The sequence below is a fragment of the Mediterraneibacter butyricigenes genome, assembly GCF_003574295.1.
In the GTDB taxonomy this organism is placed as follows: Bacteria; Bacillota; Clostridia; order Lachnospirales; family Lachnospiraceae; genus Mediterraneibacter_A; species Mediterraneibacter_A butyricigenes.
This window is the reverse complement of the sequence record NZ_BHGK01000001.1, coordinates 2,457,606-2,480,084: the sequence shown is the minus strand read 5'-3', so window position 1 is coordinate 2,480,084 and position 22,479 is coordinate 2,457,606. Positions and strand designations below refer to the sequence as shown.

At 45.8% G+C, this 22,479-nt stretch carries 23 protein-coding genes and 1 riboswitch; all 23 genes read right to left on the bottom strand.

Annotated elements, in window-relative coordinates; translation table 11 throughout:
- Window positions 1-2 precede the first annotated feature (2 nt).
- The gene (gene purE, locus KGMB01110_RS12190) at window positions 3-515 is read right to left on the bottom strand and encodes a 5-(carboxyamino)imidazole ribonucleotide mutase (RefSeq protein ID WP_119298564.1); all 513 of its coding nucleotides are present in this window, start codon (window positions 513-515) and stop codon (window positions 3-5) included.
- Window positions 516-538: 23 nt separating this feature from the next.
- On the bottom strand, window positions 539-2,617 hold the full coding sequence (locus KGMB01110_RS12185) for an aminopeptidase (RefSeq protein WP_119298562.1): 2,079 nt from the start codon (window positions 2,615-2,617) through the stop codon (window positions 539-541).
- A gap of 1 nt (window position 2,618) precedes the next feature.
- The gene (locus KGMB01110_RS12180) at window positions 2,619-3,050 is read right to left on the bottom strand and encodes a DUF6142 family protein (RefSeq protein WP_243112823.1); all 432 of its coding nucleotides are present in this window, start codon (window positions 3,048-3,050) and stop codon (window positions 2,619-2,621) included.
- Complete coding sequence (locus tag KGMB01110_RS12175; RefSeq protein WP_117603416.1) at window positions 3,013-3,498, bottom strand: VanZ family protein; 486 nt, start codon at window positions 3,496-3,498, stop codon at window positions 3,013-3,015. The genes KGMB01110_RS12180 and KGMB01110_RS12175 overlap by 38 nt, the downstream gene beginning before the upstream one ends.
- Window positions 3,495-3,644, bottom strand: a complete 150-nt coding sequence (locus KGMB01110_RS15060) for a hypothetical protein (RefSeq protein WP_170141724.1) — start codon at window positions 3,642-3,644, stop codon at window positions 3,495-3,497. Before KGMB01110_RS15060 ends, KGMB01110_RS12175 begins: the two co-directional genes overlap by 4 nt.
- A gap of 20 nt (window positions 3,645-3,664) precedes the next feature.
- Window positions 3,665-4,345 carry an orotate phosphoribosyltransferase gene (pyrE, locus tag KGMB01110_RS12170; RefSeq protein ID WP_119298559.1) on the bottom strand — a complete coding sequence of 227 codons (681 nt, stop codon included), beginning with the start codon at window positions 4,343-4,345 and terminating at the stop codon, window positions 3,665-3,667.
- 105 nt (window positions 4,346-4,450) lie between these two features.
- The gene (locus tag KGMB01110_RS12165; protein WP_243112821.1) at window positions 4,451-5,119 is read right to left on the bottom strand and encodes a class I SAM-dependent methyltransferase; all 669 of its coding nucleotides are present in this window, start codon (window positions 5,117-5,119) and stop codon (window positions 4,451-4,453) included.
- Complete coding sequence (locus tag KGMB01110_RS15460) at window positions 5,046-5,240, bottom strand: hypothetical protein (protein WP_243112820.1); 195 nt, start codon at window positions 5,238-5,240, stop codon at window positions 5,046-5,048. Before KGMB01110_RS15460 ends, KGMB01110_RS12165 begins: the two co-directional genes overlap by 74 nt.
- 175 nt (window positions 5,241-5,415) lie before the next feature.
- Window positions 5,416-5,706 carry a hypothetical protein gene (locus KGMB01110_RS12160; RefSeq protein ID WP_119298557.1) on the bottom strand — a complete coding sequence of 97 codons (291 nt, stop codon included), beginning with the start codon at window positions 5,704-5,706 and terminating at the stop codon, window positions 5,416-5,418.
- 55 nt (window positions 5,707-5,761) lie between these two features.
- The gene (locus KGMB01110_RS12155; protein WP_119298556.1) at window positions 5,762-6,736 is read right to left on the bottom strand and encodes a hypothetical protein; all 975 of its coding nucleotides are present in this window, start codon (window positions 6,734-6,736) and stop codon (window positions 5,762-5,764) included.
- 279 nt (window positions 6,737-7,015) lie between these two features.
- Window positions 7,016-7,567, bottom strand: coding sequence for a hypothetical protein (locus KGMB01110_RS15455; RefSeq protein WP_243112818.1), 552 nt, complete (start codon window positions 7,565-7,567; stop codon window positions 7,016-7,018).
- A gap of 135 nt (window positions 7,568-7,702) precedes the next feature.
- Window positions 7,703-8,914: a cation:proton antiporter gene (locus KGMB01110_RS12140; RefSeq protein ID WP_119298552.1), complete on the bottom strand. Its 1,212-nt coding sequence runs from the start codon at window positions 8,912-8,914 to the stop codon at window positions 7,703-7,705.
- Window positions 8,915-8,964: 50 nt separating this feature from the next.
- A riboswitch (Fluoride riboswitch) is annotated at window positions 8,965-9,037 on the bottom strand.
- 8 nt (window positions 9,038-9,045) lie between these two features.
- Complete coding sequence (locus KGMB01110_RS12135; RefSeq protein WP_119298550.1) at window positions 9,046-9,708, bottom strand: HAD family hydrolase; 663 nt, start codon at window positions 9,706-9,708, stop codon at window positions 9,046-9,048.
- Window positions 9,709-9,988: 280 nt separating this feature from the next.
- The gene (locus KGMB01110_RS12130; RefSeq protein WP_119299223.1) at window positions 9,989-11,329 is read right to left on the bottom strand and encodes an MATE family efflux transporter; all 1,341 of its coding nucleotides are present in this window, start codon (window positions 11,327-11,329) and stop codon (window positions 9,989-9,991) included.
- A gap of 220 nt (window positions 11,330-11,549) precedes the next feature.
- Window positions 11,550-12,941 (bottom strand): M18 family aminopeptidase, encoded by a 1,392-nt coding sequence (locus KGMB01110_RS12125; protein ID WP_119298548.1) that lies wholly within the window; start codon window positions 12,939-12,941, stop codon window positions 11,550-11,552.
- A 24-nt stretch (window positions 12,942-12,965) separates the two neighbouring features.
- Window positions 12,966-13,880 carry a dihydroorotate dehydrogenase gene (locus KGMB01110_RS12120; protein WP_117603405.1) on the bottom strand — a complete coding sequence of 305 codons (915 nt, stop codon included), beginning with the start codon at window positions 13,878-13,880 and terminating at the stop codon, window positions 12,966-12,968.
- Window positions 13,880-14,665: a dihydroorotate dehydrogenase electron transfer subunit gene (locus tag KGMB01110_RS12115; RefSeq protein WP_119299221.1), complete on the bottom strand. Its 786-nt coding sequence runs from the start codon at window positions 14,663-14,665 to the stop codon at window positions 13,880-13,882. Before KGMB01110_RS12115 ends, KGMB01110_RS12120 begins: the two co-directional genes overlap by 1 nt.
- 94 nt (window positions 14,666-14,759) lie before the next feature.
- On the bottom strand, window positions 14,760-15,686 hold the full coding sequence (gene pyrF, locus KGMB01110_RS12110) for an orotidine-5'-phosphate decarboxylase (RefSeq protein ID WP_117603404.1): 927 nt from the start codon (window positions 15,684-15,686) through the stop codon (window positions 14,760-14,762).
- Between the two features lie 113 nt (window positions 15,687-15,799).
- Window positions 15,800-17,092, bottom strand: coding sequence for a dihydroorotase (locus KGMB01110_RS12105; RefSeq protein ID WP_119298546.1), 1,293 nt, complete (start codon window positions 17,090-17,092; stop codon window positions 15,800-15,802).
- An 85-nt stretch (window positions 17,093-17,177) separates the two neighbouring features.
- Window positions 17,178-18,689, bottom strand: coding sequence for an ATP-binding protein (locus tag KGMB01110_RS12100; protein WP_119298544.1), 1,512 nt, complete (start codon window positions 18,687-18,689; stop codon window positions 17,178-17,180).
- A 21-nt stretch (window positions 18,690-18,710) separates the two neighbouring features.
- Window positions 18,711-20,030 carry a vWA domain-containing protein gene (locus KGMB01110_RS12095; RefSeq protein WP_334294938.1) on the bottom strand — a complete coding sequence of 440 codons (1,320 nt, stop codon included), beginning with the start codon at window positions 20,028-20,030 and terminating at the stop codon, window positions 18,711-18,713.
- Window positions 20,031-20,052: 22 nt separating this feature from the next.
- Window positions 20,053-21,009, bottom strand: coding sequence for a leucine-rich repeat protein (locus tag KGMB01110_RS12090; protein WP_119298542.1), 957 nt, complete (start codon window positions 21,007-21,009; stop codon window positions 20,053-20,055).
- Between the two features lie 215 nt (window positions 21,010-21,224).
- Complete coding sequence (locus tag KGMB01110_RS12085) at window positions 21,225-22,475, bottom strand: S41 family peptidase (RefSeq protein WP_119298540.1); 1,251 nt, start codon at window positions 22,473-22,475, stop codon at window positions 21,225-21,227.
- Window positions 22,476-22,479 lie beyond the last annotated feature (4 nt).

Below are 22,479 nucleotides of genomic sequence, written 5' to 3'. Positions count from 1 at the left end.
CTTTATTTTCCCTCCAGATATGCCTGATACCCAATTTCATCCAACTTTTCTGCTTTCTTCTGAACTGCTTCTTTTTGCTCCGCAGAGAAACTTTTCACTTTCTCGAGCAATTCTTTATTATCAATTGAAAGGATTTTTGCAGCAAGCACTGCCGCATTCATTCCGCCGTCTATTGCAACGGTCGCAACAGGTACTCCCGGCGGCATCTGTAAAATAGAAAAGACTGCATCCATGCCATCCAGTTTGCTTCCGGAAAGCGGAACTCCGATTACCGGCATTGGGAATAATGCTGCACACATTCCCGGAAGATGTGCCGCCATTCCGGCTCCGGCTATGATCACCTTCACCCCTCTGTCTTCTGCTCCTTTTGCCCATTCAAAGAACACATCCGGTTCCCGATGCGCTGAGATGATCGTCATCTCAAAATCGATTCCAAACTTTGTCAGAGTGTCTGCCGCTTTGCTCATGACTTTTAAATCCGAGTCACTTCCCATTACAATTCCAACTTTCGGCATGTCTTTTCCACCTTTCTTTCGTCCTAATCTGTCAGTTCTTTTAAGGGTTCATTTAACACCTCAGTACCCGGAAGTACGAATCTTCCGTCCTTTAATAGTATAATATGGTTCCCATTCTTTGTCACTACACTTATTTCTTCTAACTCTTCATAAGGTATAGTAATATCTGTATGACAGTGGAAGTAGGCTTTTTCGACATTTTCTTTGCGCAAAAGAGAGAAATCATTGTCTTTCGCAACTATTTCCTTTCCACTCGGATTATAGACGCGGATATCTTCGCACCAACTGTAACAGGTATCCCCTACCGCAAAGTGCGGTCCCATCTTCTCTGCGATCAGAATCGGCATCTTATCTTCGATCTGATATTTTTTAGCTGCCACATAAGCCGTAGTATTGGTTCCGATCGCGAATTCTCCCATCGGAAGCGTCTCGTGATTATGCAGAATATTGTTTCGGATGTAGGCTTTATTTTCCTCTTCCGATTCAAAATTATCACAGGTATAATCCTGAACCGTTCCATCTGCAAAGGTCAGTTTCAGATTACGGTACTGCAATTCATTCAGATAGACTTTTCCCACATTTAAAACTCCGGTTGTTCCTTTCAGCACCGGTGAAGTAAAGACTTCGCCCACCGGAATATTTACGTCTGCCACACAGTTTTCAAAGATCGTTTCTTTCTGCGGATCCTTCAACTTCCAGAGATTGATCCACAGATCCGTCTGGTTCTCTCCTTTTCCGAGTACATGCACCTTTTCTCCCTGATCCAACGCATCGATCAGTGTCTGCTGCACTTTTTCATAAAGAGAAGCATCCAGCGTATTGATCCGGATCACTTCATCAAAAATCTCCGAATACTTCTCCCCGATCTCCGGCACTGGATAGGCCACGATGGTAAAACTGCGTTCCTCGCCCTTAATATACTGATTGGTGATCTGACTGGCCTTACTGTCATAGAACAGTACCTGCTGATTCTGCGCATCGCTCCAGCTCACCGCCTCTGATTTTGCCTCCGGTGAAAACGGCTTCTCTCCGAAGATCTCCATGCATGCCGGTCCTGCCATCTCTCCAGCCAGACTCTCGTACTTCTCAAACGTATGCTTCATCACTTCCAGCTTGCGTTCCACATAACGCTTGTCCAGAATCAATGCCGCGTCACTTCTGTGATCGTATTCATACTGTTTATTGGCAATCGCACCATAATATCCGATCTTATACTGCTCTTTTTTGGTGATCAGACTGACTGCCGCCCTGTAAATAACCGGTTTTAATCCCATTTTTGCAAAATTATCAATCGCTAGCCGGATCACCGGTTCAAACCCCAGACAGTACCGGATGTTTACGCTTCCTTTTTTCGATAAGTCCTTTCCGGTATTGATAAATCCGATTCGATATCCTTCCGTGTAAACATCCGCCATTTTCTTCAGGGTTTCCTCCGGAAGACCGTTCAAATGCTGCAAGGTGCGGATTTCATTTTCTGTCACATACTCTCCGTAATCATACAGGAAAGACGGATCTTTCCAATCACTTTCCTTCACGATCTTCACCGCAAAATCACAGGAAGGATCCACCTGCTCTGCCACACGGTCTGCAAGAAATACGTCACTGTAATCACTGGCATACCAGTACAATGTCTTTTCCAGACTTTTTTTCAGCGGCTGTTCCTCTTCTTCGAAATGTCCGTACATCTCCAGAAACAGTTCCTCCAGAATCGTCAGATACTCTTCTTTCTGCTCAAATGCATAAGGAATTGCACCACGAAGTTCTGTGTACAACGTACTCAAAAGCTGTCCGTATTCTCCCAACTTTTTCACCGCATACGTTGGATTTGCATAACTTTTTCCATATTGCTCCGGTAAAACATCCTGATAAAGCCGTTGATTCCATGTCTGCTTTTCTTCCACAGAAAATGTCTTCCACTTTCCGGTTCTCACCAGTTCATATGCCGCTTCCACATCCGTCAGAAAAGAAGAAACCGTCCGGAAATATTCAGCAAATTTTCCGCAGGCGGTCTCTTCCTTTTTCATATGTTCCATTCTCTCTTTTGCCAGGAGATGTCGTTCTGTGCAGATCTCCTGTCTTTCTTTTACATTCTGTTCATCCATCCTAGAATCCTCCAATAAATATAATCACAAGGATTAACAGTAACCCTCCGTTGATTCCAAGTCCCACCTTGCAGGTGATATAATTCCGTTCTCTCTCTCTGAATCCCTTGACTCCGGAACGGATTCCAAATCCGGCACAGACTCCTGCCAGAATTCCCATCGCTCCGGTAAATCCTGCATTTCCATGCAGAAGAAATGCAAAAAAGATCGCAAGTCCGAACAGCAGGACGGCTCCTGCCGCCTGCATACAGGAACGCATACCCATGGTGGAGTGCTTCTGTTGCCCTCTGCCATACTTGCGATAGCTCTTCATTCGCTTATCTTTCCCTTTTTTGATCTTCTCAATCCGGCGTATTTCTTTTCTTTCTTCTTTTTTTGCTTCCTTTTCCCGAAGCTTATCGCTTTCCTGATTTTTTCCTTTTTCCTGCGGCATAATGCCTCCTTACCATATTACAGACTGCAAACAGGATATATCCGATCACTCCGCCAATGGTATTTAACAACAGATCGTCTACATCAAAACTTCCAACCTTTGTGATCAGTTGGAAGATTTCCACACAGAGACTTAAGCCAAAGCTGTAAAACAGCGTGACAAAAAAGCTCCGCCTTTTGCTTCCCATCGGCAAAAAGAATCCGAAAGGAACAAAGATTAAAATGTTTCCGAAGAGATTTGTGAAGACAGCAAACGCTCCCAATTCTCTCCGATATATGATAAAACGCTTAATTTCCTTGAATAACTCCAGGTTGTACCGATACGTGGCTGTCACCCCTGTCCTTCCGTACCAGTCTGAAAACAGAAGGAAATAGACGATAAACACCACATAAGCGGCAAACAGCACTTTTCCAAGTGCCCGCAACCTTTTCAATTGTTTCTGTTTCAAAAAATTACCTCTTTTTTATGCTTCAGAAGCCTTGCTCCATGAACGATCGTCACGATTCCGGCAGAAACTCCGGCCACGATCATGATCACGCCTGTTACGATGTTCGCTGCTCCGGCTGCTGTCATTGCTTTATATGCCTTTTCCATAGATCTCAAACCTCCTGTTTTTACTTTACACCATACTGCTCATAATATGCATCGATTGCAGCTTTCAGTGTATCATCGATCACAACTTTTCCATTGCACTCTTTATTATAGAGACATTCTACTACTTCTTCCATCGTTACGATTGCGGCAGTATCAAATCCGTACAGATCCTTCACCTCATCCAGCGCACATTTTTCTCCGCCTTTTCCGACTTCCATACGGTTCAGAGAAACCATCAGTCCCACGATCGTTACGTCTGCGGCACCTTTTACCTTCGGAACCGTCTCTTCCATGGATTTTCCGGATGTAGTCACGTCCTCGATCATGATCACGCGATCTCCGTCCTTCAATTTACTTCCCAGGAAGCTTCCCTTGTCTGCGCCGTGATCTTTTTCCTCTTTCCGGTCAGAGCAGTAACGAACTTCTTTTCCGTACAGTTCACTGTATGCGATGGCTGTCACAACTCCCAGCGGAATTCCCTTATATGCCGGTCCGAACAATACGTCAAAATCATCTCCGTATGTATCATGAATTGCCTTTGCATAATATTCTCCCAGACGTTTTAACTTGGAGCCGGTCACATAAGCTCCCGCATTCATAAAAAACGGGGACTTTCTTCCGCTTTTCAGAGTAAATTCTCCAAACTTTAATACATCACTCTCTACCATAAACCGAATAAATTCCTGCTTGTAAGCTTCCATTGTATCTTCCTCCATATCTATCTGTTTTGCGAATCAATTCTCTTCCATAAAATTCTTTACAATTTTACCACAAGCAGACCACATTTTCAAATATATTTCGGGTGCCTATTTTCTTCCATATATAATTCCCATCCCACTTATCATCCAAGGCATGGTCACAAATCCCGGAATAAAATCCAGTTTCTTTTCCAGATTGCCGATATAATGAATATCTGAGATTCCTTCCGCTTTCAGTTCCCGGACAAATTCTTCCATATCTCCGTACAATGCCTTCTGCGAAAACATGTCCTGGAAAGAAAATACTCCGCCTTTTTTCACCACTCGAAGTGCCTCTTTTACGACTTTCCGTTTATCTTTTGCTGTGCGTACTTCATGAAAGACAAAATTACTGACCGCGGCATCAAAAGTTCCATCCTCAAACTCCAGCTTTGCCGCATCTCCTTTCTGAAATGTGATCCGGTTCTCTACTCTCTCCAGTCGTGCATTTTTCTCGCACTGTTCTTTTGCATAATTCCACTCAACGCCCCAGTAATCCATCGCTGTAATCTGTGAGTTTGGAAATGCTTTTGCACACCGGACCGTCAGCGCTGCTGCCCCGCATCCAATATCAAGGAGTGTTCCTTCTCCATCCCATTCCAGGTGATCTACCAGATGCTGATGAACCCATGCCATCATATTTCCTTTTCCAAATGCAAACGTCTCATGGCAGACATACATGTAAATTGCCTCGATCAACACCAGCACGCCTGCCACGCCCAGAAGCCCTGTAATCACAGGCTTTCCGAAAACAATTTGCACCCCCGACTGCAACCACCAGTAAAATAGCTGCTCCTCCGAACAACAGATACAATGCCTTCTCCGGCACCCAGTTCCCATAATTTGCCTGTTCTTTCATCTTTGTTTCCTCCTTCATTTTCCTTTTATTCTTTTTTCTTCCAGGTCATCTCTCTGAAATTTTCCTGCAATTTTTGACTGAAACACCTATCAAAATTCCGAACACAGAATTCCGTTCTCAATTCCATAACAAATCCGCAATTTGTTATGTTTCCGTATAGAAAAAGCCCATCGCATCATCTGCGACAGGCTTCTTTTTGCTCTGCTAAATATTGAATTAATGCTCTCGTTCCCGCATCGGCGTGTATGCCGATCTCATGCGCAAACCTTACTCTTTCTTCCACAGAATATTCTCCTTTGATCAGTTCCATATACCCCTGGAGCCTCATAGAAACCAGAATCCGAATCAGTTCCGGATCCGGCCTGCTGCCCATAAATTTTTCAAAATAACTGGTAAATGCAACCTGCATTTGTAACATGATCTGTTCTCGGAATCCCTCATACCGACTGCCGCCACATTTCTCCATCAGAATAATGGCTTCCTTTTATTTACAGGCTTTTCGCATCTGGTCTTTAAAACTTTCAAAACAGATCCAGTGTGTTATCCAGATAGATTTCTTCCCGAACCTGTAACTGGTATTCCGGTTTCGTCATGTAATACAGAAGAAATTCCAGAACCAAAGCACTTCCCAATCCTCTTCCCTCTATTTTAAAATTTGTAAATCCCATGGGCAGATATATATTTTTTATATCATCCACGCTGATAAATCCCGGATTATTCATTGCTTTTGAAAAACGATATCCACCTTCCGCATCCGGTGCCGTACACCGATGCATCGTATCTTCTTCACCGAGATTATTCCGGCTTACCGCTTCATAGCAGTGTTTCCTGTCTTTACATCCAAACCAGCAACATTCGTTACACAGAAATTCTACTTTGTCCTTCTGTTCCCCGGTAAGTATCTTTAAGGAATCGAAGGATTTGTTCAGACGAAAATCCGGAACCACATACCGAAACTCTTCCCGGTTTATTTCATCCAGAAGTTGCTGAAATTCTGTCAGAACTTTTGTCGTAGACGAAACCAGATACAGTCCGGGATATTTTTGTCTCAGGTAATCCGTCAACAACTCCGAATGAACGATCACTCCGTTTTTCTGTTCATTCTCAATTTCACTGCAATCTTCTTCTGATAGACTCTTCTCTTCTTCGATTCCACTCCGATCGTTTCCTCTCTCGAATAAAGTACAAAGCTGATTGCATTTCCTGTCTGAAAGATGTTCTTCCGTAAGCAGCGAATTGCTAAATGTCAATCGTGCTGAAATCCCATACTCTTCCAGTAGTTCCAGCACTTCTTCCGGATTATTTTCTCCAGATTCTACACGTCCGCCGCCCCAGATACAGTCTGCCGGCGCACCATAAACAGAACCGATCTCACACCAGTCATAAAAATATTCTCTGTGTTCATGAAATAACGGCAGGAACAGCCGGTACAGTTCCTGAAATTCAAACAGTCCCGGTAAATGATAGTATGCTATGTCTCTTTTTCTGTATTTCATAGGTCTGACGTCTTCTCACTTCCATCCGTTTTATTTTCGGTTTGCTTTTATTCCTTCTGATTTATTCCTTCCGATCAAAAGACACTACTTCAGAAAAGGAAGTTCCGGCAATCTATTTTCTTCAACTACCATTTCCAGCATACTCGCAAAACCTTTCGGATCCCGAATCTGATACTGCATATGATTCATTCTTTCAAAGATCGGAAAATTTGCCTTTGGTATACCCGGAACAGTGGTGGAGCCGCCAGCTTATATTCTCTTCCCAGCTCCCGATGTTTTTCATGCATGATTCTGGCAATGATATCTCATCCGACCGCGTAACTCAACACCACAAGGTAATCCATGAGACCGTGGAGCAGAACCGTAAGCCAGATTGTTCCGGATCTTTCTTTCAAGATCTGAAACGCACATCCTGTACATACAAGCCCCAACATTTCTGTCGTCACGAAGGTCACCACATAAGGAAGTGTAATCTCGCCCCAGTTTGCATAAGTTGTCTTCTTTCGTGATCAGGCAGAATACCGTAACTCCTGCCAAAACTGCCAGCAACACTGCCGCCACCTTTTTCTGCCAGTCTCCGGATATGTTTAAATACATTTCCCGCACAAACTTCTTACGAAGCTTAAACAGCATCATCCCTAATAAAATCAATGTGGGCAGATTTACTGCCAGATTTTGCAGAAAGATCCCCGGCAGATTGGCAGATGCATTTCGCACCGAAAGTATGATGCCTTTTTCTTTCCAGAAGTAGATCAGTCCTGCTGCCCATAAAATATCTCCGGCACAGATCAGCACGACTGCCAGAATCTTAATCCTACGCTTCTTCTCCATTTTTCTCTCCTGTCGTTCCAGCGTTTCTTTCTATCAATTATTTCCATTTCCTTTTTACCACAATTTTCCGCTTCATTCAACCGCCACCAGGCACAGGTATCCCTCTTTTCCGGATCCATTGACCATATCTTATCACTAAGCCTGTTTCTTCATTTCTTTTTCCAAAAATCTCTTATAGGTACTGTCAATTCCAAGTGCTCCAAGCGGTGCAGTGACCACAATCGCCAGGACTGCCACCGACAGGATGATTTTACCGCTTCCAAGTCCTGCTGCCATCGGAACAGAGCCGATCGCCGCCTGTACTGTCGCCTTCGGAAGATATGCAATCACACAAAACAGTCTTTCTTTCCAACAGAGCTTTGTTTTCACCATGCACAGTAAAACTCCACACGCGCGGAAGACCAATGCGATCAGAATCAGGAATAACGCAGAGATTCCCGCACTTAACGTGTATCGGATATCCACTGCGGCCCCCACCATAACAAAGAGTACCACTTCCGCCGCCAGCCATAATTTCCCGAATTTTTCTGACAGACGTTTTGAGACAAATGCTGTCGATTTTAATTTGATCACACACGCCATGCTCACCACTGCAAGTAACCCGGAAACCGAAATCTTTCCTTCCAGCCAGGTTTCCATTGCCACCAACAGGAAAGAAACACCAAGTACAATGATGACTTTCATGCTGTTCCTGACGCAATTCTTATGCGCATAAGACGTTTCGAAAAAGAGATATAACAGATATCCGGAAAACGCACCAAGCAATATTCCAAATATAATAGAAACAGGAATATTTACAAAGTCCATGATATTTGCACTTTTTCCCTGTGCCATACTCAAAAAAGTTGTAAACAACACGATCACAAAAATATCATCACAGGACGCTCCTGCCATAATCATCTGCGGAATTGCTTTTTCTGTCCCGTATTTCCGTTCTATCAGGCTAACCATTCTCGGTACTACAACTGCCGGTGAAACTGCTGCTAAAACAGCTCCCATCACCGCCGCATCCATCCGGCCAATACCAAGAAGTACAGGCGCAAACAATATATATCCTGCGATCTCACAGGATGCCGGAACAAACGATAATAAAATCGCAGAACGCCCCGCTTTTTTCAAATCTGCCAGATCCAGAGATAATCCCGCCTTCAACAGAATAATAATCAGTGCCATTTTCCGGAGCTCAGCCGAAACGGAAAGAATCGACGGATCTAAAAAATCCAGCACATACGGCCCCAGAACCATTCCGGTAACCAACATTCCGATAATCCTTGGAAGTTTTAAGCGCTGGCAGATTGCCCCCATCGCCAGTCCCACCAAAAAAATAAGTGATAATGATGTTAACATAATTTTCCTCCTCATATACGCAAAAAAGCTGATGCCCCTCTGCGATTATAATCATCGTAGAAGTCATCAGCCATCCAAAGCAGTTTAGGTTTCCCATGGGAGAACTTCATTCCCTGATTCCAGACTATACTCTATTTCGAAAGATTTGTCAAATCCAGCCACCCGATCACTTCGTCCAGAGAGTCCATCACCGCCGTCGCCTTTTCCTTATATTCCTTCGACGGCTGTTTCAGATCCGGAATACAGATCACATCGATTCCTGCCGCATAAGCCGCCTGAACGCCTGCCTCGCTGTCTTCTAACACCAGGCAATGTTCCGGCGGTTCTTTCGCATATTCTGCCGCTTTCAGAAAAATATCCGGATAGGGTTTTCCCCGTTTAAGCTCGGTTCCAAATACCATATCATCAAAAAACTCTTCGATTCCGGTCAACTCAAGCATCTTAACCGCACGTTCCTTGTAACTGGATGTTGCCAGCAAGATTTTAAACGAATTCTTTTTTAAATAAACTAATAAATTTCTTGCGCCTTTTTTCAGTTCCACTCCCTGTTCCAGATAATCTAGCTCTCTGGAACGGATCCATTCGCAACACTCTTCCACCGAAATCGGAAGATCATATTCCTTCACCATAGAGCGCATATTGGAAACTATGGTCTTTCCGCAACAGTTCTCTATAAATGTTTCCATCGAAAAACCAGTTCCATAGGCTTCCAGTAAACCATTGTATAATCTGTAAGAAACACTTTCACTGTCTGCCAGCAAACCATCCAAATCAAAAATTACTGCTTTTTTCATATTGTTCTACCTCGCTGCTGAACTTCTCATCTTCCGTTCTTTCTGATTTATATTTCTGATTATACTTCACTCCCTGATACTTTTGAAGTGTTTCGATGATAAAATCCACACACCCGAAGTTTCTCTTTTCACATTCCAGGATGATATGAACATTACGCTGTCATCAGTGGATGAAAACTCTTGTCTGATAAAAGAAAATCCCAGGCAATATGCCAGCGTGCACCACGGTTTTCCCAGAATATATGCTTTTACTATCACACACAGAATAACCAGTTTTTCTTTAAATCACCTGATGTTCCAGCCATTTCCTGCTGTGGAATCTGAGGCTGAAAATGATGCCGCGAAGTGTCCAGTCTGCAAACATTCCGATCCAGACTCCCATCGGGCCGAATCCAAAGACACGGATCAAAAGCACACAGAGGCAGAATCTGCAGGACCACATGGTCACACAGGAAGTAATCATGGAGAACTTCACGTCCCCCGCCGCCCTCAGGCCATAGCCCGGAATAAATGCCATCGTCCATACCAGTGGTTTCACTACGGTGATCCAGGATATCATATGAATACACATTTTTGCACTTTCTGCTTCCATTCCCCCGAGAATTGTAATCGGACGAACCAGCAAGAATACCAGCAGACAACTGCAGATCAGGATCACTTCTGCAATAACACACAGTTTCCTGATATAATAAATCGCTTCGTCTTTTCTTCCGGCTCCCAGACACTGTCCTACGATCGTCATCAGACCCACACCGACACCGATGGCCGCGATTCCGTTCAGGTTTTCCAGAATATTTGTCATCGCCTGAGCTGCAATCGCTACGGTTCCAAGCGTGGACACCGTGGACTGTATCGCCAGTTTTCCCAACTGAAACATACTATTCTCCACACCCGATGGAATTCCAAGTCCCAGAATCCTCCGTATCATCCGCCAATCCGGACGGATTTTATAATAGTCCCGCACCACGATGGGCTGTCGGTCTCTTCTGAGCTGCAACAGCACTACGACTGCACAGAATATTCTGGACACCAGCGTGGACAAAGCCGCACCTTCCACACCCAGGTGAAATCCCCAGATCATGATTGCATTTCCCACGATATTCAGCACATTGGAGATCATCGAGATCAACATCGGCCCTCTTGTATTATCCTGCGCCCGGAAAATAGAGGCTGCCGCATCGTAGGCAGCAATAAACGGGAACGAAAGCGCCGTAAAGAAGAAATAGATTCTGGAATTTCGCATAACTTCTGCTTCCACCGAGCCAAAGATCAGACGCAGCAAAGGTCTTTGAAATACCAGACAGAGCAGGCTGACCGCCACCGAAATTGCAGTGATAATAAACAGCACCTGTCTTGCCGACTCATTTGCCTTCTTATGATTCTGCTGTCCGATATATTGGGCGCAGACAATAGCGCCTCCCGCTGCCAGCGCGGAAAACGCCTGAATTACCAGAATATTGATGGAATCTACCAGTGAGACCGCTGAAATTGCCGCCGATCCCACGTTGCTGACCATCATCGTATCTGCTGTTCCCATAATGGAATTTAGTAACTGTTCCAACACCACCGGAACCAACAAGGCGCAGATCATCCGGTTTGAGAACATGTGCTGTTGTTTCATACTTTCTTTCATTCCTTCTATTTCTGTTCTTCGGATCCTGTTTCTCTGGATTCTGTTCTACTGTATCATTTCCGTTCTCTGATTTTGTCTTCTCTGATTTTTCCTTTATCCTTGCATTTGCATTTTTCCGATTTTACTTTTATCCCTGCATTTGCATTTTTCTGATTTTTCTTTTACCCTGCATTTGCATTTTTCTGCAGATCTCAGATCAGATTTTATATCATTTTTCAAACGAAATTATATTTTCCCTTAAAACCAGATTCGTTTCATAAAATGCCTTTAACGCACGGATTCCATATGCCACATCTTTGCTTCCCGCCGTCTCGTAGGACGAATGCATGGCAAGCTGTGCCAGGCCGATATCCACTGCATTCAGGCTGACCTGCGTATTGGACAGATTTCCAAGAGTGGAACCTCCCGGACTGTCACTGCGGTTCGCAAAGGTCTGATGGGGCACACCTGCCCGGTCACAGATTGCCGTAAATACTGCTCTTCCCACGGCATCTGTGGTATATTTCTGATTGGCACTTTCTTTGATCACGATTCCCTTGTTCAGGAAACAGCAATTGATCGCATCCGTCTTTTCCGGATGATTCGGATGCACCGCATGGGCATTGTCACAACTGACCAGAAAAGAAGCCGCCACCGCCTGATAATACCGTTCCTGTGCCGACAGATTTGCCCGTTCCAATTTGTTTGTCCGTTCCAAAGGATTTGTCTGTCTCGATGAATCTGTTCCGGTTTTCCTCATCAAATCCCATCCATCGCTGATCCGATGGAGTACATCGGAAAGGAAAGTGGAAAGTGCTCCCTGTTTCGTCCCGGATCCCACTTCCTCGTTATCAAAACAGCAGTACACATTGACACTTTCTTTATTTTCTGCCTCCAGAAATCCTCTGAGAGAAGTGTAAGCACATTCCAGATCATCCAGTTTCGGTGCTGATACAAATTCCTCTGCCGCACCCCAGAGTTTTCCGTCCTGCCGATTCACCAGATACAGATCCTTTCCCAGAATCTGTTCCGGCTTCACTCCCAGTTCTTTTGCCACCAGAGCATCAAACGCTCCTTTTTTCAGTTCTCCAGCCGAGAAAAGCGGACAGAGATCTACCTGCCGGTTATAGGCATAGCCCTGATTGATCTGCCGGTTAAAATGAATGGCAACATTAGGGATCAGGAGCAGTTCCCGGTCAAAATTAATCAACCTGGAACAAATCTGATTTCCTTCCTGTACCACCACTCTTCCTGCCACAGACAACGGCCGGTCAAACCAACTGCTGTCGATCATTCCGCCATATCCTTCTACGTCCAGACGCAAAGATCCGCCGGCGCCCTCAAGCTCCGGCAGATGTTTGATCTTATAAGTAGGGGAATCACTGTGGGAAGCCGTGATCTGAAAATGCAGATCTTTGATCTCTTCTCCAATTTTAAATGCGATCAGGCTGGAACCGTTTCTGGTCGTGTAATAGGCTCCTCCCGCTTTCAGTTCCCATCCTCTTGTCTCCGGCAGATATTGAAAACCGGCGGCTTTCAGCTCTTTTGAGATCGTCTCGATGGTATGAAACATACTGGGACTGTTCTTAATAAATTTCAGTAATTCTTCTATTTCCCGCATAATATTTCCCGCTTTTTATTTGAATTATTTTACGATTCCCACCATATCGGCAACCGTTTCAAAATGATACCGTTCCATATAGTCTCTGATGCCCGCCACGATCTCTTCTGTCACATCCGGCTGTACGAAGTTTGCCGTTCCAACCGATACCGCACTGGCTCCTGCCAGGATCATCTCGATGGCATCTTCGGCGCTGGCGATTCCGCCCATCCCGATGATCGGAATCTTTACAGCCTGTGCCGTCTGATACACCATACGGACTGCAATCGGATGTACTGCCGGGCCGGACATACCGCCGGTCTGATTTGCCAGAGCAAAGGTCTGACGGTTGATATCAATCTTCATTCCGGTCAGCGTATTGATCAGAGAAACCACATCTGCACCACCGGCTTCCACGGCCCGAGCCATCTCTGTGATATCCGTTACATTCGGACTTAATTTCATGATCACCGGCTGTTTGGCGTATTTTTTCACGGCTTTGGTGATCTGCTCTGCGGCTTTCGGATTCTGTCCGAACGCAATTCCGCCTTCTTTTACATTCGGGCAGGAAATATTGATTTCCAGCATGTCCACCGGTTCGTCTGCCAGTCTTTCCACCACTTCACAGTAGTCCTCTTCGGATCTTCCGCAGACATTTACAATGATCTTCGTATCATATTGTTTCAAAAACGGAATATCCCGGCTGCAAAATACATCGATTCCTGGATTCTGCAATCCGATGGCATTGAGCATTCCCCCGTAAGTCTCTGCCACTCTTGGGGTCGGATTTCCCGGCCATGGTACATTTGCCACTCCTTTTGTTGTCACGGCTCCCAGATGGTTCAGATCCACAAATTCCGAGAATTCTTCCCCGGATCCAAAGGTTCCGGATGCCACTGTCACCGGGTTTTTCCACTCAACTCCGGCGAGTTTCACACGCATATCTACTGTTGTTCCCATCAGATCTCCACCTCCGTTGCCAAAAATACCGGTCCGTCTTTGCAGATCCGTTTGTTGTGTACATGACTGTGTCCGTCTATTTCTTTCGACTTGCATACGCAGGCAAGACAGGCACCGATTCCACAGGCCATTCTCTCTTCCAGGGAAATGTAGCACTCGATGTTTCTTTCTTCTGCATACTGCTTGATGGCGCGAAGCATCGGAGTCGGTCCGCAGGCATAGATCACGTCACAGGACAGTTGCTCTGCTGCCACCGCGTCCATGACATTGCCCTTCGTTCCCACACTTCCATCCTCTGTGGAGATATAAAGTTCTCCGTTTTTCTCAAATTCTTCCTTCAGGAAAGTCTGTGCATTCCGATACCCGACAATTATCTGCTTCTTTTCACAGTTCATTTCCTTTGCAAGTTCCAGGATCGGCGGTACTCCGATTCCACCGCCCATCAGGAATACGCGTTTTCCCTCTGCTTTTTCCAGCGGGAATCCATTTCCCAGAGGTCCGATTACCGGGATCGTATCCCCGACCTGAAGTCCGGAAAATTCTTCAGTTCCGGTATTCTTTCCGGTCACACGATATACCACCCGAAGCTTTCCGCCTTCTCTGTCAATCTCACAGATACTGATTGGACGGGGTAAAAGTTTTCCTGCGTTCTTTGTATACATTGAAATAAATTGTCCCGGTCTGGCAGTCTTTGCAGCATCTGTGTCGAGCCACATACTGTAAATCCCTTCCGCCAGCATTTCCTGAGAGACAACCTTTGCCAGTTCCTTTTTTCTGTCTGCCATGTTCATACCCTTTTTATTTTCTTTCAATCTTTCCTGTTTTTTCGTTTCTTTCCGTCATTATCCTTTTCACTGCTATCCCGTTATCTGACAGCTCCTAGCGGCTCTCCAGGGCGCTGCTGATATCTGCTACCATGGCTTCTACTGCCGCACGGGATGCTTCTCCGAAATGTTCCGGTCCGAATTTTGCATAAGCCTCCTGCTTGTAGGCTGCAATGATTCCACGGGAAGAATTTACGATAGCTCCCAGTCCATCTTCATTGAAGAAATGTACCAGATCTTTTCCCTTTCCCCCCTGTGCTCCATATCCCGGCACCAGAATATAGGACTTCGGCATGATCTTACGCAGTGCTTTTCCCATCTCCGGATAGGTCGCACCTACAACGGCTCCGATGTAGCTGTACTCCTCGCCCATGCAGCTTTCTCCCCACTGTGCCACACGTTCTCCTACCAGTTCATAAAGCGGTTTGCCATCGATCAGCTGATCCTGGAACTCTCCGCTGGACGGATTGGAAGTCTTCACCAGAATGAACAGACCTTTCTTTTCTTCTTTACATACATCGATAAACGGATTCACACCATCACTTCCCAGATACGGATTTACCGTCACAAAATCCTCATCAAACGGAACATAAGATTTGCTTCCAATCTGAACCCGTCCCAGATGTCCGGTTGCGTAAGCAGCGGAAGTAGATCCGATGTCTCCACGTTTGATATCGCCGATGACAACCAGCCCTTTTTCTTTACAGTAGTCCACGGTCTTTTTAAATGCTGCCATTCCCGGAACACCGAACTGCTCATACATGGCTACCTGCGGTTTTACTGCCGGGATCAGATCATACGTATGATCAATGATTTCCTTGTTGAACTGCCAGATTGCCTCAGCGGCTCCCTCCAGCGTCTCTCCGAATTCTGCATAGGCTTTTTTCTGCACCTGCTCCGGTACATAGGAAAGCATCGGATCAAGTCCTACTACGATCGGTGCGTTTGTCTTTTTAATGTTTGCAATCAATTTCTGGATCATGTATTCTTCCTCCCATATCCTTTGAATCTGTTGTTATTTTATATGATGTAGTTCTTATACTGTATTCCCTCAGAGGGCTTCTCTTTGCTTTCCCGCCCTGTTCATCGTGCGGTTTACACTTCCTGATATACAACCCGTCCATCGGAAATCGTACAGCGTACCTTTCCTTTCACCTTCCGACCGTCAAACGGCGTATTCTTTCCTTTGGAACAAAATGTCTCCTTATCGATCTCGTATTCCGCTTTCGGATCAAAGATCACCAGATCGGCAGTCGTTCCTTCTTCCACGGCTCCCTTTTCTTCCAGTCCAAGGATCTTCGCCGGATTATAACTCATCTTCTCTGCCATCTGCAGGATCGTAAGGATCCCAGTATCTACCAGTTCTGTATAAGTCAACGCTGCACTTGTCTCCAGGCCCACGATTCCAAACGCCGCTTTTTTCATGGAACAGTTCTTTTCCTTTTCCCCATGGGGCGCATGATCGGTGGAGATCACATCCATGATTCCGTCTTTCAGTCCCTGTTTCAGAGCTTCTACATCTTCTTTGCTCCGAAGCGGCGGATTCATTTTATAATTTCCGTCATCCTCCACAATATCATCCGTACTTAAGGTAAAATGATGCGGACACACTTCTCCGGTCACCGGAAGTCCCTCTTCCTTGGCCAGCCGGATCATTTCCACGCTGTCTTTCGTCGAACAATGACACAGATGAAGTCTGACGCCCGTTTCTTTTGCCAGCAAAATGTCTCTGGCTACGATCACATCTTCTACCGAATTGGTGATTCCTTTTAATCCAAGAGCCTCCGCCTTTGCATCTGCATTCATGACACCGCCTTCTACCATGGTGATATCCTCACAGTGTGCAAAAATCCGAAGTCCCGCCTTCTTTGCCTCTTTCATTCCTTTTCGATACAAAGATGCATTCATGACAGATTTGCCGTCCTCGCTGATCGCCATACATCCGGCTTCTGCCATTCCCTGAATATCTGCCAGTTCTTCGCCTTTCTGACCCTTTGTGACTGCGCCCAACTGGATCACATGAATCGGGCTTTCTGTTTTCGCCCTGTTGTGGACTTCTTCTACCTTCTCTTTCGTATCGATCACCGGTTTGGTATTCGGCATGGCGCAAACGGTGGTAACTCCGCCGTGGGCTGCTGCCGCGCCTCCTGTTGCCAGTGTTTCTTTATATTCCAGACCCGGATCCCGGAAATGGACATGCAGATCAATAAATCCCGGCATAACATAACACCCTGCCGCATCCAGAAGTTCTGTCCCCTCTCCGGCTTCCTCCGGGGAAATGTTCTCCGAAATCTTTACGATCCTGTCATCCTCTGTCAGAACATCTGAGTGGAAAACCTTCTGGCTTTTCGGATCTACGACCGTTCCGTTTTGAATCAAAAGTTTCATCCGATTCTTCCTCGCTTTCTGCCTGTTTTGCTTTTGTTTCTTTTTCTCTATCGATTATACCATGGCTTTTTCTTTCTTAAAAGGCTTACTTGATTCCCTGTCCCAAAAGTTGCTCCATATCTTCCATCTGCTGAAGCAGTTCTCTGTGGGACTCTTCCATCATCAGGGCCTTGTTGTAACGATAGTATCTGTCACATCCGTTTTCTGTTATAAATTTAAGAGCCGACGGATCCGCATTTAATTCCGTCACAAAGGAAACCATTTCCTGGCTTTCCCCAAAGGCCTCCTCCATAAAATCAAATCCATATTCCAATGCTTCCTTCGCCGTTTCAATGGCATCTTCTCTCTTTTCCAGTAATTCTCCGAAACACGCTTTGACCATTTCAAATGCCGCCTCTTTTTTCAGCTTTTCTTCCCGGACTTTCTTTTCATACTGCTCCAGCATAAACAAGGTCTGCTTCCAGCTTTTTTGTGCAGACCGGCTTAAAAATTCGCCCTTAAATTCCTGTTCGTAATCTGCCTGCGCGTAGCTTCGGATCTGAGCAATCGTTTCCTCCGGAAGTTTTTCTTTATACTGTTTCAAATAGCCATAGATCCGGGTTACATTTTCATCGATTTCGACATAAGAACGGAAAAATCTTCCCAGACGACTTGCCAGAAGGCCGATGACACAGATTTTCTCATCGAAGGACGCCCCGGCGATCCTGGAAATGGTTTCCTTCTTCCAGTTTCCTTTCAGCAGCTCTCCGATTCCGTAATCCTGACGATATTTATAGTACAGTTCCAGATAATTTGCAAAGTCTTTGGCAATCTTCCAGTGCTGGATATATTGATACACCACATCTTTGTCTACCGTCAGCCCTAATTGCTCATAAGTTTTAATCAGTTCCGAGAGATCTTCCCATCCTCTGGCTGTTGCAAATACTTTTCCGTCCACCGTCGTCTCGATCCGGTAAAAATGTTCTCTCCGCACTTCCAGATAGGAAATTACTGCCGGATGAATTTCCTGCTGATGCGCATATTCCAGCCATACATCCAGGTTCTCTGTCACTTCGATTTTCTTCAATCGATCCAGTGTCACCACATCAAATTCCCGCACCGATTTGTTATATTCTGGCGGATTTCCCGCTGCCACGATCACCCATCCTTCCGGTACCTTCTGATTTCCAAAGGTTTTCCCCTGTAAAAACTGAAGCATGGTAGGTGCCAGCGTCTCCGATACGCAGTTGATCTCATCGATGAAAAGGATGCCTTCCCGGCACCCGGTCTGCTCCATTTTCTCATAGACTGAAGCAATGATCTCGCTCATGGTGTATTCTGTCACAGAATAGGTCTTACCACCGTAAGTTTTCTCCTTGATAAACGGCAGTCCCACCGCACTCTGTCTGGTATGATGAGTAATGGTGTAAGCCACCAGTCCGATTCTCAAATCTTTTGCGATCTGTTCCATGATCTGTGTCTTGCCGATTCCCGGAGGCCCCATCAGAAGTACCGGTCGCTGTCTGATCGCCGGAATCTGATATTCTCCATACTCATCTTTCGACAGATAAGCCTGTATAGTATGTTCAATTTCCTGTTTTGCCCGTTTGATATCCATAGACTTCCTTTCTCCTTCGTCTTACTCTGTATTGCCTCTTTCCAATGGCAATAATTCTTCTTCTCTTAAAACCAGCCGGATTGCCCAGGGTGGTACTTCCCTGTCCTGATAATCTTCTTCCAGGAAAATGAAAGCGGTTTCAAATGGCGGCATTTTCTTCGGATAGACTCCGTATCCGTCGGTAAAATACAGCATCCCCCGCAAATTCTCAAAGACATGATCTCTCACCAGTTCTTCTACCCGTTCAAAGACCGGACGAAAATCGGTTCCGCCTCCGCCTTTCAATTCCAAATGCTCCATATAGTTCTTCAGTTCTTCTCCCGTTGTGATGACCGCTTCATCCTGAATCGATTCATCACATTGCAGGATTCGAAACTGCACCTTGCCATAAAAGTTCTGTGCCTCGCTCAGGATTGTATAAGTTTCTTCCAGAAATCGCTGTACCAGCTTCCCACTACAGGACATGGACGTGTCGATCGCAATCACAAACTCCCGCATCCGTTTTACCTCTCTGGTTTCCTGAGGTTCGATCAAGGGCATATTTCCATACATCCGCAGACCATAGCTGTAAAATCCATAATCAAAGGTGTCCGGATCGATTCCCGGCTCCTCGGCCAACACCGAAAACTTTTTCAGGAATTCCCGGTAACTGTGACGGGGATTATTTTCAATGGTCAACAATTCTTCCAGATTGCCCGCCTGATCCGATGCTTCTTTGGAAAATGTCTGAAGGTCGGTTTCCGCTTTCTCTGCCTGATCCTGCCAGTTCTGATTCATTTCCTGTCGCTTCTTCTGATCCGGACGTTCCCACCATACATGGTCGTCCACCCGAAACTCCTCTTCCAGTTTCTGAAGCGTCTCTTCCGAAAGCTTCCATTTCATCAGTGTGTAATAAATATTCTGGGCACTTTCCACTTTTCCTGTCTTTTCCAGTTCATGGTACGTCTCCCGTTTTCGCACGGATCTGGCCCGTTTGACACAGGGATGCTCCATCTGGTCGATCATGCTTTCCACCGCAATATCACAGGAAAGATTCCAGACCCTCTGATCCCGGTCTCCTCTTGTCCACAAATGCCGGAACAGGCAGTGCAATACCAGATGCAGATACCCACGGTTTACCAGAATTCTGTCCTGCTGATACAGTCCTCCCAGATGGCTGGGATGAAAATAAATGACGGCTCCATCCGTTCCAAAGGGATCCGTCTCCTGGCGCATTTCATAGGAAAATGCAGAAAATGCCCCTTCCAGGTACCGCATGCTCAGATAAAGCTGACTGTGCGCCTGCTGCAACACTTTTGTTCCGATTTCATATAACTGCTCTTCTACCGTCTGCATTTTCATGCTCCTTTTTATCAGATGCTTCTTATAATTCGAAAGTCTTCCTTTTTGGCGGGAATAATTTTCTGCGTGCTTCCATCAGATAACTTAAGACTTCTTCTTTTCTGTTGTCCGAAGCTTTTTTCATCGCCCCGTCAAAGGCCTCTTCTGTAAACATTTTTTCTTTTTCCATCAGTCGCAGTCCGTCCAGAGTGTCCCAGTCGCCGAACACAAGCGCCAGTTCCAGGCTGTGATTTCTGCCGAACCGGACATACATTTCTCTTTTCTGTTCCGTCAGTCCTGTAGGATATCGCAGCCTTCCGTAGACAATCCCTGCCAGGACTTCCATGGACTCCTGTGCCTCTGCCAGCGGAAACTGCCGGTCATACTCTTCATATTTTATTTTTCGCTGAAAGAAACACTGCCGGTAATGATTGCCCGAACCGTGATGTTGCGTAAACAGAATCCGCGCCGGCGTATTTTCCACCGCTTCCTCATAATGCTCCGGAAAGATCAGATAACTTAAGATTTCCCCGTTTTCCTGTTTGCAGGTCACATCCAGTTCATATCGGATCTCCCCACAGATTTCTCTTAAACAACTGATAGGTTCCCGATTTTCTTCAAATGTAATCTCTATCTCCATCCTGCCCCGGCATCCGGTAAAGATTCCCGCGCCCAACTGGAGCAGACGATTCCGAAAGAATAAGGCTTTCAGATTCCGGCAGCCGTAAAAGGCATAACGTCCGATTGCCTCTGCCTTTTCGGGGAAATGCACCGCTTCCACCCGTTCACCGCAATATGCCGGCAGATCCCGTCCCTGATACAGGCTGTCCTCCCAGACTTCAAAGCTTCCTTCTTTCTCATAATTCCCGGAAAAGGCATAGTCTCCGATCCGCACCACCGGAAGTCCGTCAATCTCTGCCGGGATCCAGATTTCCGAGTCCTCCTGAAAACAGCGGAGAACCTCGATTCCATGATTGATTTTCCGATAAAATACTTTCATTTCCGCTCCTTATCCTGTAAACGTCTTAACAGTCTCCATCTTATCATCCCCGCCGTCATCCTTCAAGTCTGATCCGGTACTTAGCTGTCGATTGGCACATTCCGGAATTGTGCGCAATTGCCAAGGTCTTCACAGGCTCAGACTTTGGCTCGTTGCTGATATTCCCGGCAACATAAAACGGGAGCTCCGGTTTCCCGGAACTCCCTGATTCTCACTTATTTTTGCTGTACAATTTCCATCGCACGATCCAACTGATTATCTGCATTGGGATCTTCCTTGTTTTCCTCATATTCCACGATCTCATCCGGTTCAATTCCCACACCGTTGATACTGCGTCCCTTCGGTGTATAATACTGGGACACGGTCAGCTTTAAGCAGGTTCCGTCCTGCAGATCGATCAGTTGCTGTACCACACCTTTTCCGTAGGTCTGGGTTCCAACGATCGTAGCAAGTCCGTAATCCTGTACCGCTCCGGTAAAGATCTCTGATGCGCTGGCACTGTTGCCGTTCACCATCACAACCAGCGGTTTGTCAAAGGTATGATCCTCATCATTTTTATACTCTGTCTTTTCCCCGTTTTTATCTTCCGTATAAACGATCATTCCTTTCGGAAGAAGCGTCTTTAAAATATCGCATACGGTGCTTACATTTCCGCCCGGATTGGAACGAAGGTCGATGATCAGCCGTTCCATTCCCTGATTTTCCAGATCATCCATGGCATTTACATACTGGTCATAGGTCACATCGTCAAACTCCGTAATCTTCAGATATCCCACATGGTTCTCTTTCATTTCATATTCCACCGTAGCTTTTTCGATGGTATCACGGGTAAAGGTCAGTTCCTTTTCTTCCATGTCATCTCCGCGATATACGCTTAAAGACACATCGGTTCCCTTTTCCCCTTTGATCTTTGCGACTACTTCCGAAAGATCCTGACCGGCGATGTCTTCTCCGTCTACCTGGTAAATCTTGTCTCCATCTTTCAGTCCGCCTTTTTCAGCCGGAGAATCCGGATATACATTGACGACTTCTACCAGCCCGGTACTCTCTTCCAGCGTCATGGTAGCTCCGATTCCGCTGAAGGTACCTTCCGTATCTTCCATCAATTGTTTCGTCTCTTCTTCGTCATAATAGGTACTGTACTGATCTCCCAATCCCGCCACATATCCGAGATAAAGGTATTCTTTCTGTGCATCTTTATCAATGTCGTGCAGATAATAACGGTCGATAAGAGCCTGGATCAACTCCAGTTTGGTTTCTGTCGCATCATCTACGACCTGCTCGCCGCCTGCCACGCTGGAAACGCCCTGCACTTTCGGACCGATCTTTACGAATCCCAGTGCCGTTCCTGCTGCGATCACCAGACACACGAGAAGGGCGCCCAAAAGCGCCCCCTTTATAAACTTATGCCCATCCTCTTTTTTCGGAGGAAGATTCTCTGAATACTGATATCCATTTTGTTCCATGTTT

Excerpts from the sequence above, each read along its gene's own strand:
- purE (WP_119298564.1), bottom strand. The coding sequence starts at position 515 with ATGCCGAAAGTTGGAATTGTAATGGGAAGTGACTCGGATTTAAAAGTC.
- KGMB01110_RS12185 (WP_119298562.1), bottom strand. The coding sequence starts at position 2,617 with ATGGATGAACAGAATGTAAAAGAAAGACAGGAGATCTGCACAGAACGA.
- KGMB01110_RS12180 (WP_243112823.1), bottom strand. The coding sequence starts at position 3,050 with ATGCCGCAGGAAAAAGGAAAAAATCAGGAAAGCGATAAGCTTCGGGAA.
- KGMB01110_RS15060 (WP_170141724.1), bottom strand. The coding sequence starts at position 3,644 with ATGGAAAAGGCATATAAAGCAATGACAGCAGCCGGAGCAGCGAACATC.
- pyrE (WP_119298559.1), bottom strand. The coding sequence starts at position 4,345 with ATGGAAGCTTACAAGCAGGAATTTATTCGGTTTATGGTAGAGAGTGAT.
- KGMB01110_RS15460 (WP_243112820.1), bottom strand. The coding sequence starts at position 5,240 with ATGAAAGAACAGGCAAATTATGGGAACTGGGTGCCGGAGAAGGCATTG.
- KGMB01110_RS12160 (WP_119298557.1), bottom strand. The coding sequence starts at position 5,706 with ATGGAGAAATGTGGCGGCAGTCGGTATGAGGGATTCCGAGAACAGATC.
- KGMB01110_RS12155 (WP_119298556.1), bottom strand. The coding sequence starts at position 6,736 with ATGAAATACAGAAAAAGAGACATAGCATACTATCATTTACCGGGACTG.
- KGMB01110_RS15455 (WP_243112818.1), bottom strand. The coding sequence starts at position 7,567 with ATGGAGAAGAAGCGTAGGATTAAGATTCTGGCAGTCGTGCTGATCTGT.
- KGMB01110_RS12140 (WP_119298552.1), bottom strand. The coding sequence starts at position 8,914 with ATGTTAACATCATTATCACTTATTTTTTTGGTGGGACTGGCGATGGGG.
- KGMB01110_RS12135 (WP_119298550.1), bottom strand. The coding sequence starts at position 9,708 with ATGAAAAAAGCAGTAATTTTTGATTTGGATGGTTTGCTGGCAGACAGT.
- KGMB01110_RS12130 (WP_119299223.1), bottom strand. The coding sequence starts at position 11,329 with ATGAAACAACAGCACATGTTCTCAAACCGGATGATCTGCGCCTTGTTG.
- KGMB01110_RS12125 (WP_119298548.1), bottom strand. The coding sequence starts at position 12,941 with ATGCGGGAAATAGAAGAATTACTGAAATTTATTAAGAACAGTCCCAGT.
- KGMB01110_RS12120 (WP_117603405.1), bottom strand. The coding sequence starts at position 13,880 with ATGGGAACAACAGTAGATATGCGTGTGAAACTCGCCGGAGTTGAGTGG.
- KGMB01110_RS12115 (WP_119299221.1), bottom strand. The coding sequence starts at position 14,665 with ATGGCAGACAGAAAAAAGGAACTGGCAAAGGTTGTCTCTCAGGAAATG.
- pyrF (WP_117603404.1), bottom strand. The coding sequence starts at position 15,686 with ATGATCCAGAAATTGATTGCAAACATTAAAAAGACAAACGCACCGATC.
- KGMB01110_RS12105 (WP_119298546.1), bottom strand. The coding sequence starts at position 17,092 with ATGAAACTTTTGATTCAAAACGGAACGGTCGTAGATCCGAAAAGCCAG.
- KGMB01110_RS12100 (WP_119298544.1), bottom strand. The coding sequence starts at position 18,689 with ATGGATATCAAACGGGCAAAACAGGAAATTGAACATACTATACAGGCT.
- KGMB01110_RS12095 (WP_334294938.1), bottom strand. The coding sequence starts at position 20,030 with ATGAAAATGCAGACGGTAGAAGAGCAGTTATATGAAATCGGAACAAAA.
- KGMB01110_RS12090 (WP_119298542.1), bottom strand. The coding sequence starts at position 21,009 with ATGAAAGTATTTTATCGGAAAATCAATCATGGAATCGAGGTTCTCCGC.
- KGMB01110_RS12085 (WP_119298540.1), bottom strand. The coding sequence starts at position 22,475 with ATGGAACAAAATGGATATCAGTATTCAGAGAATCTTCCTCCGAAAAAA.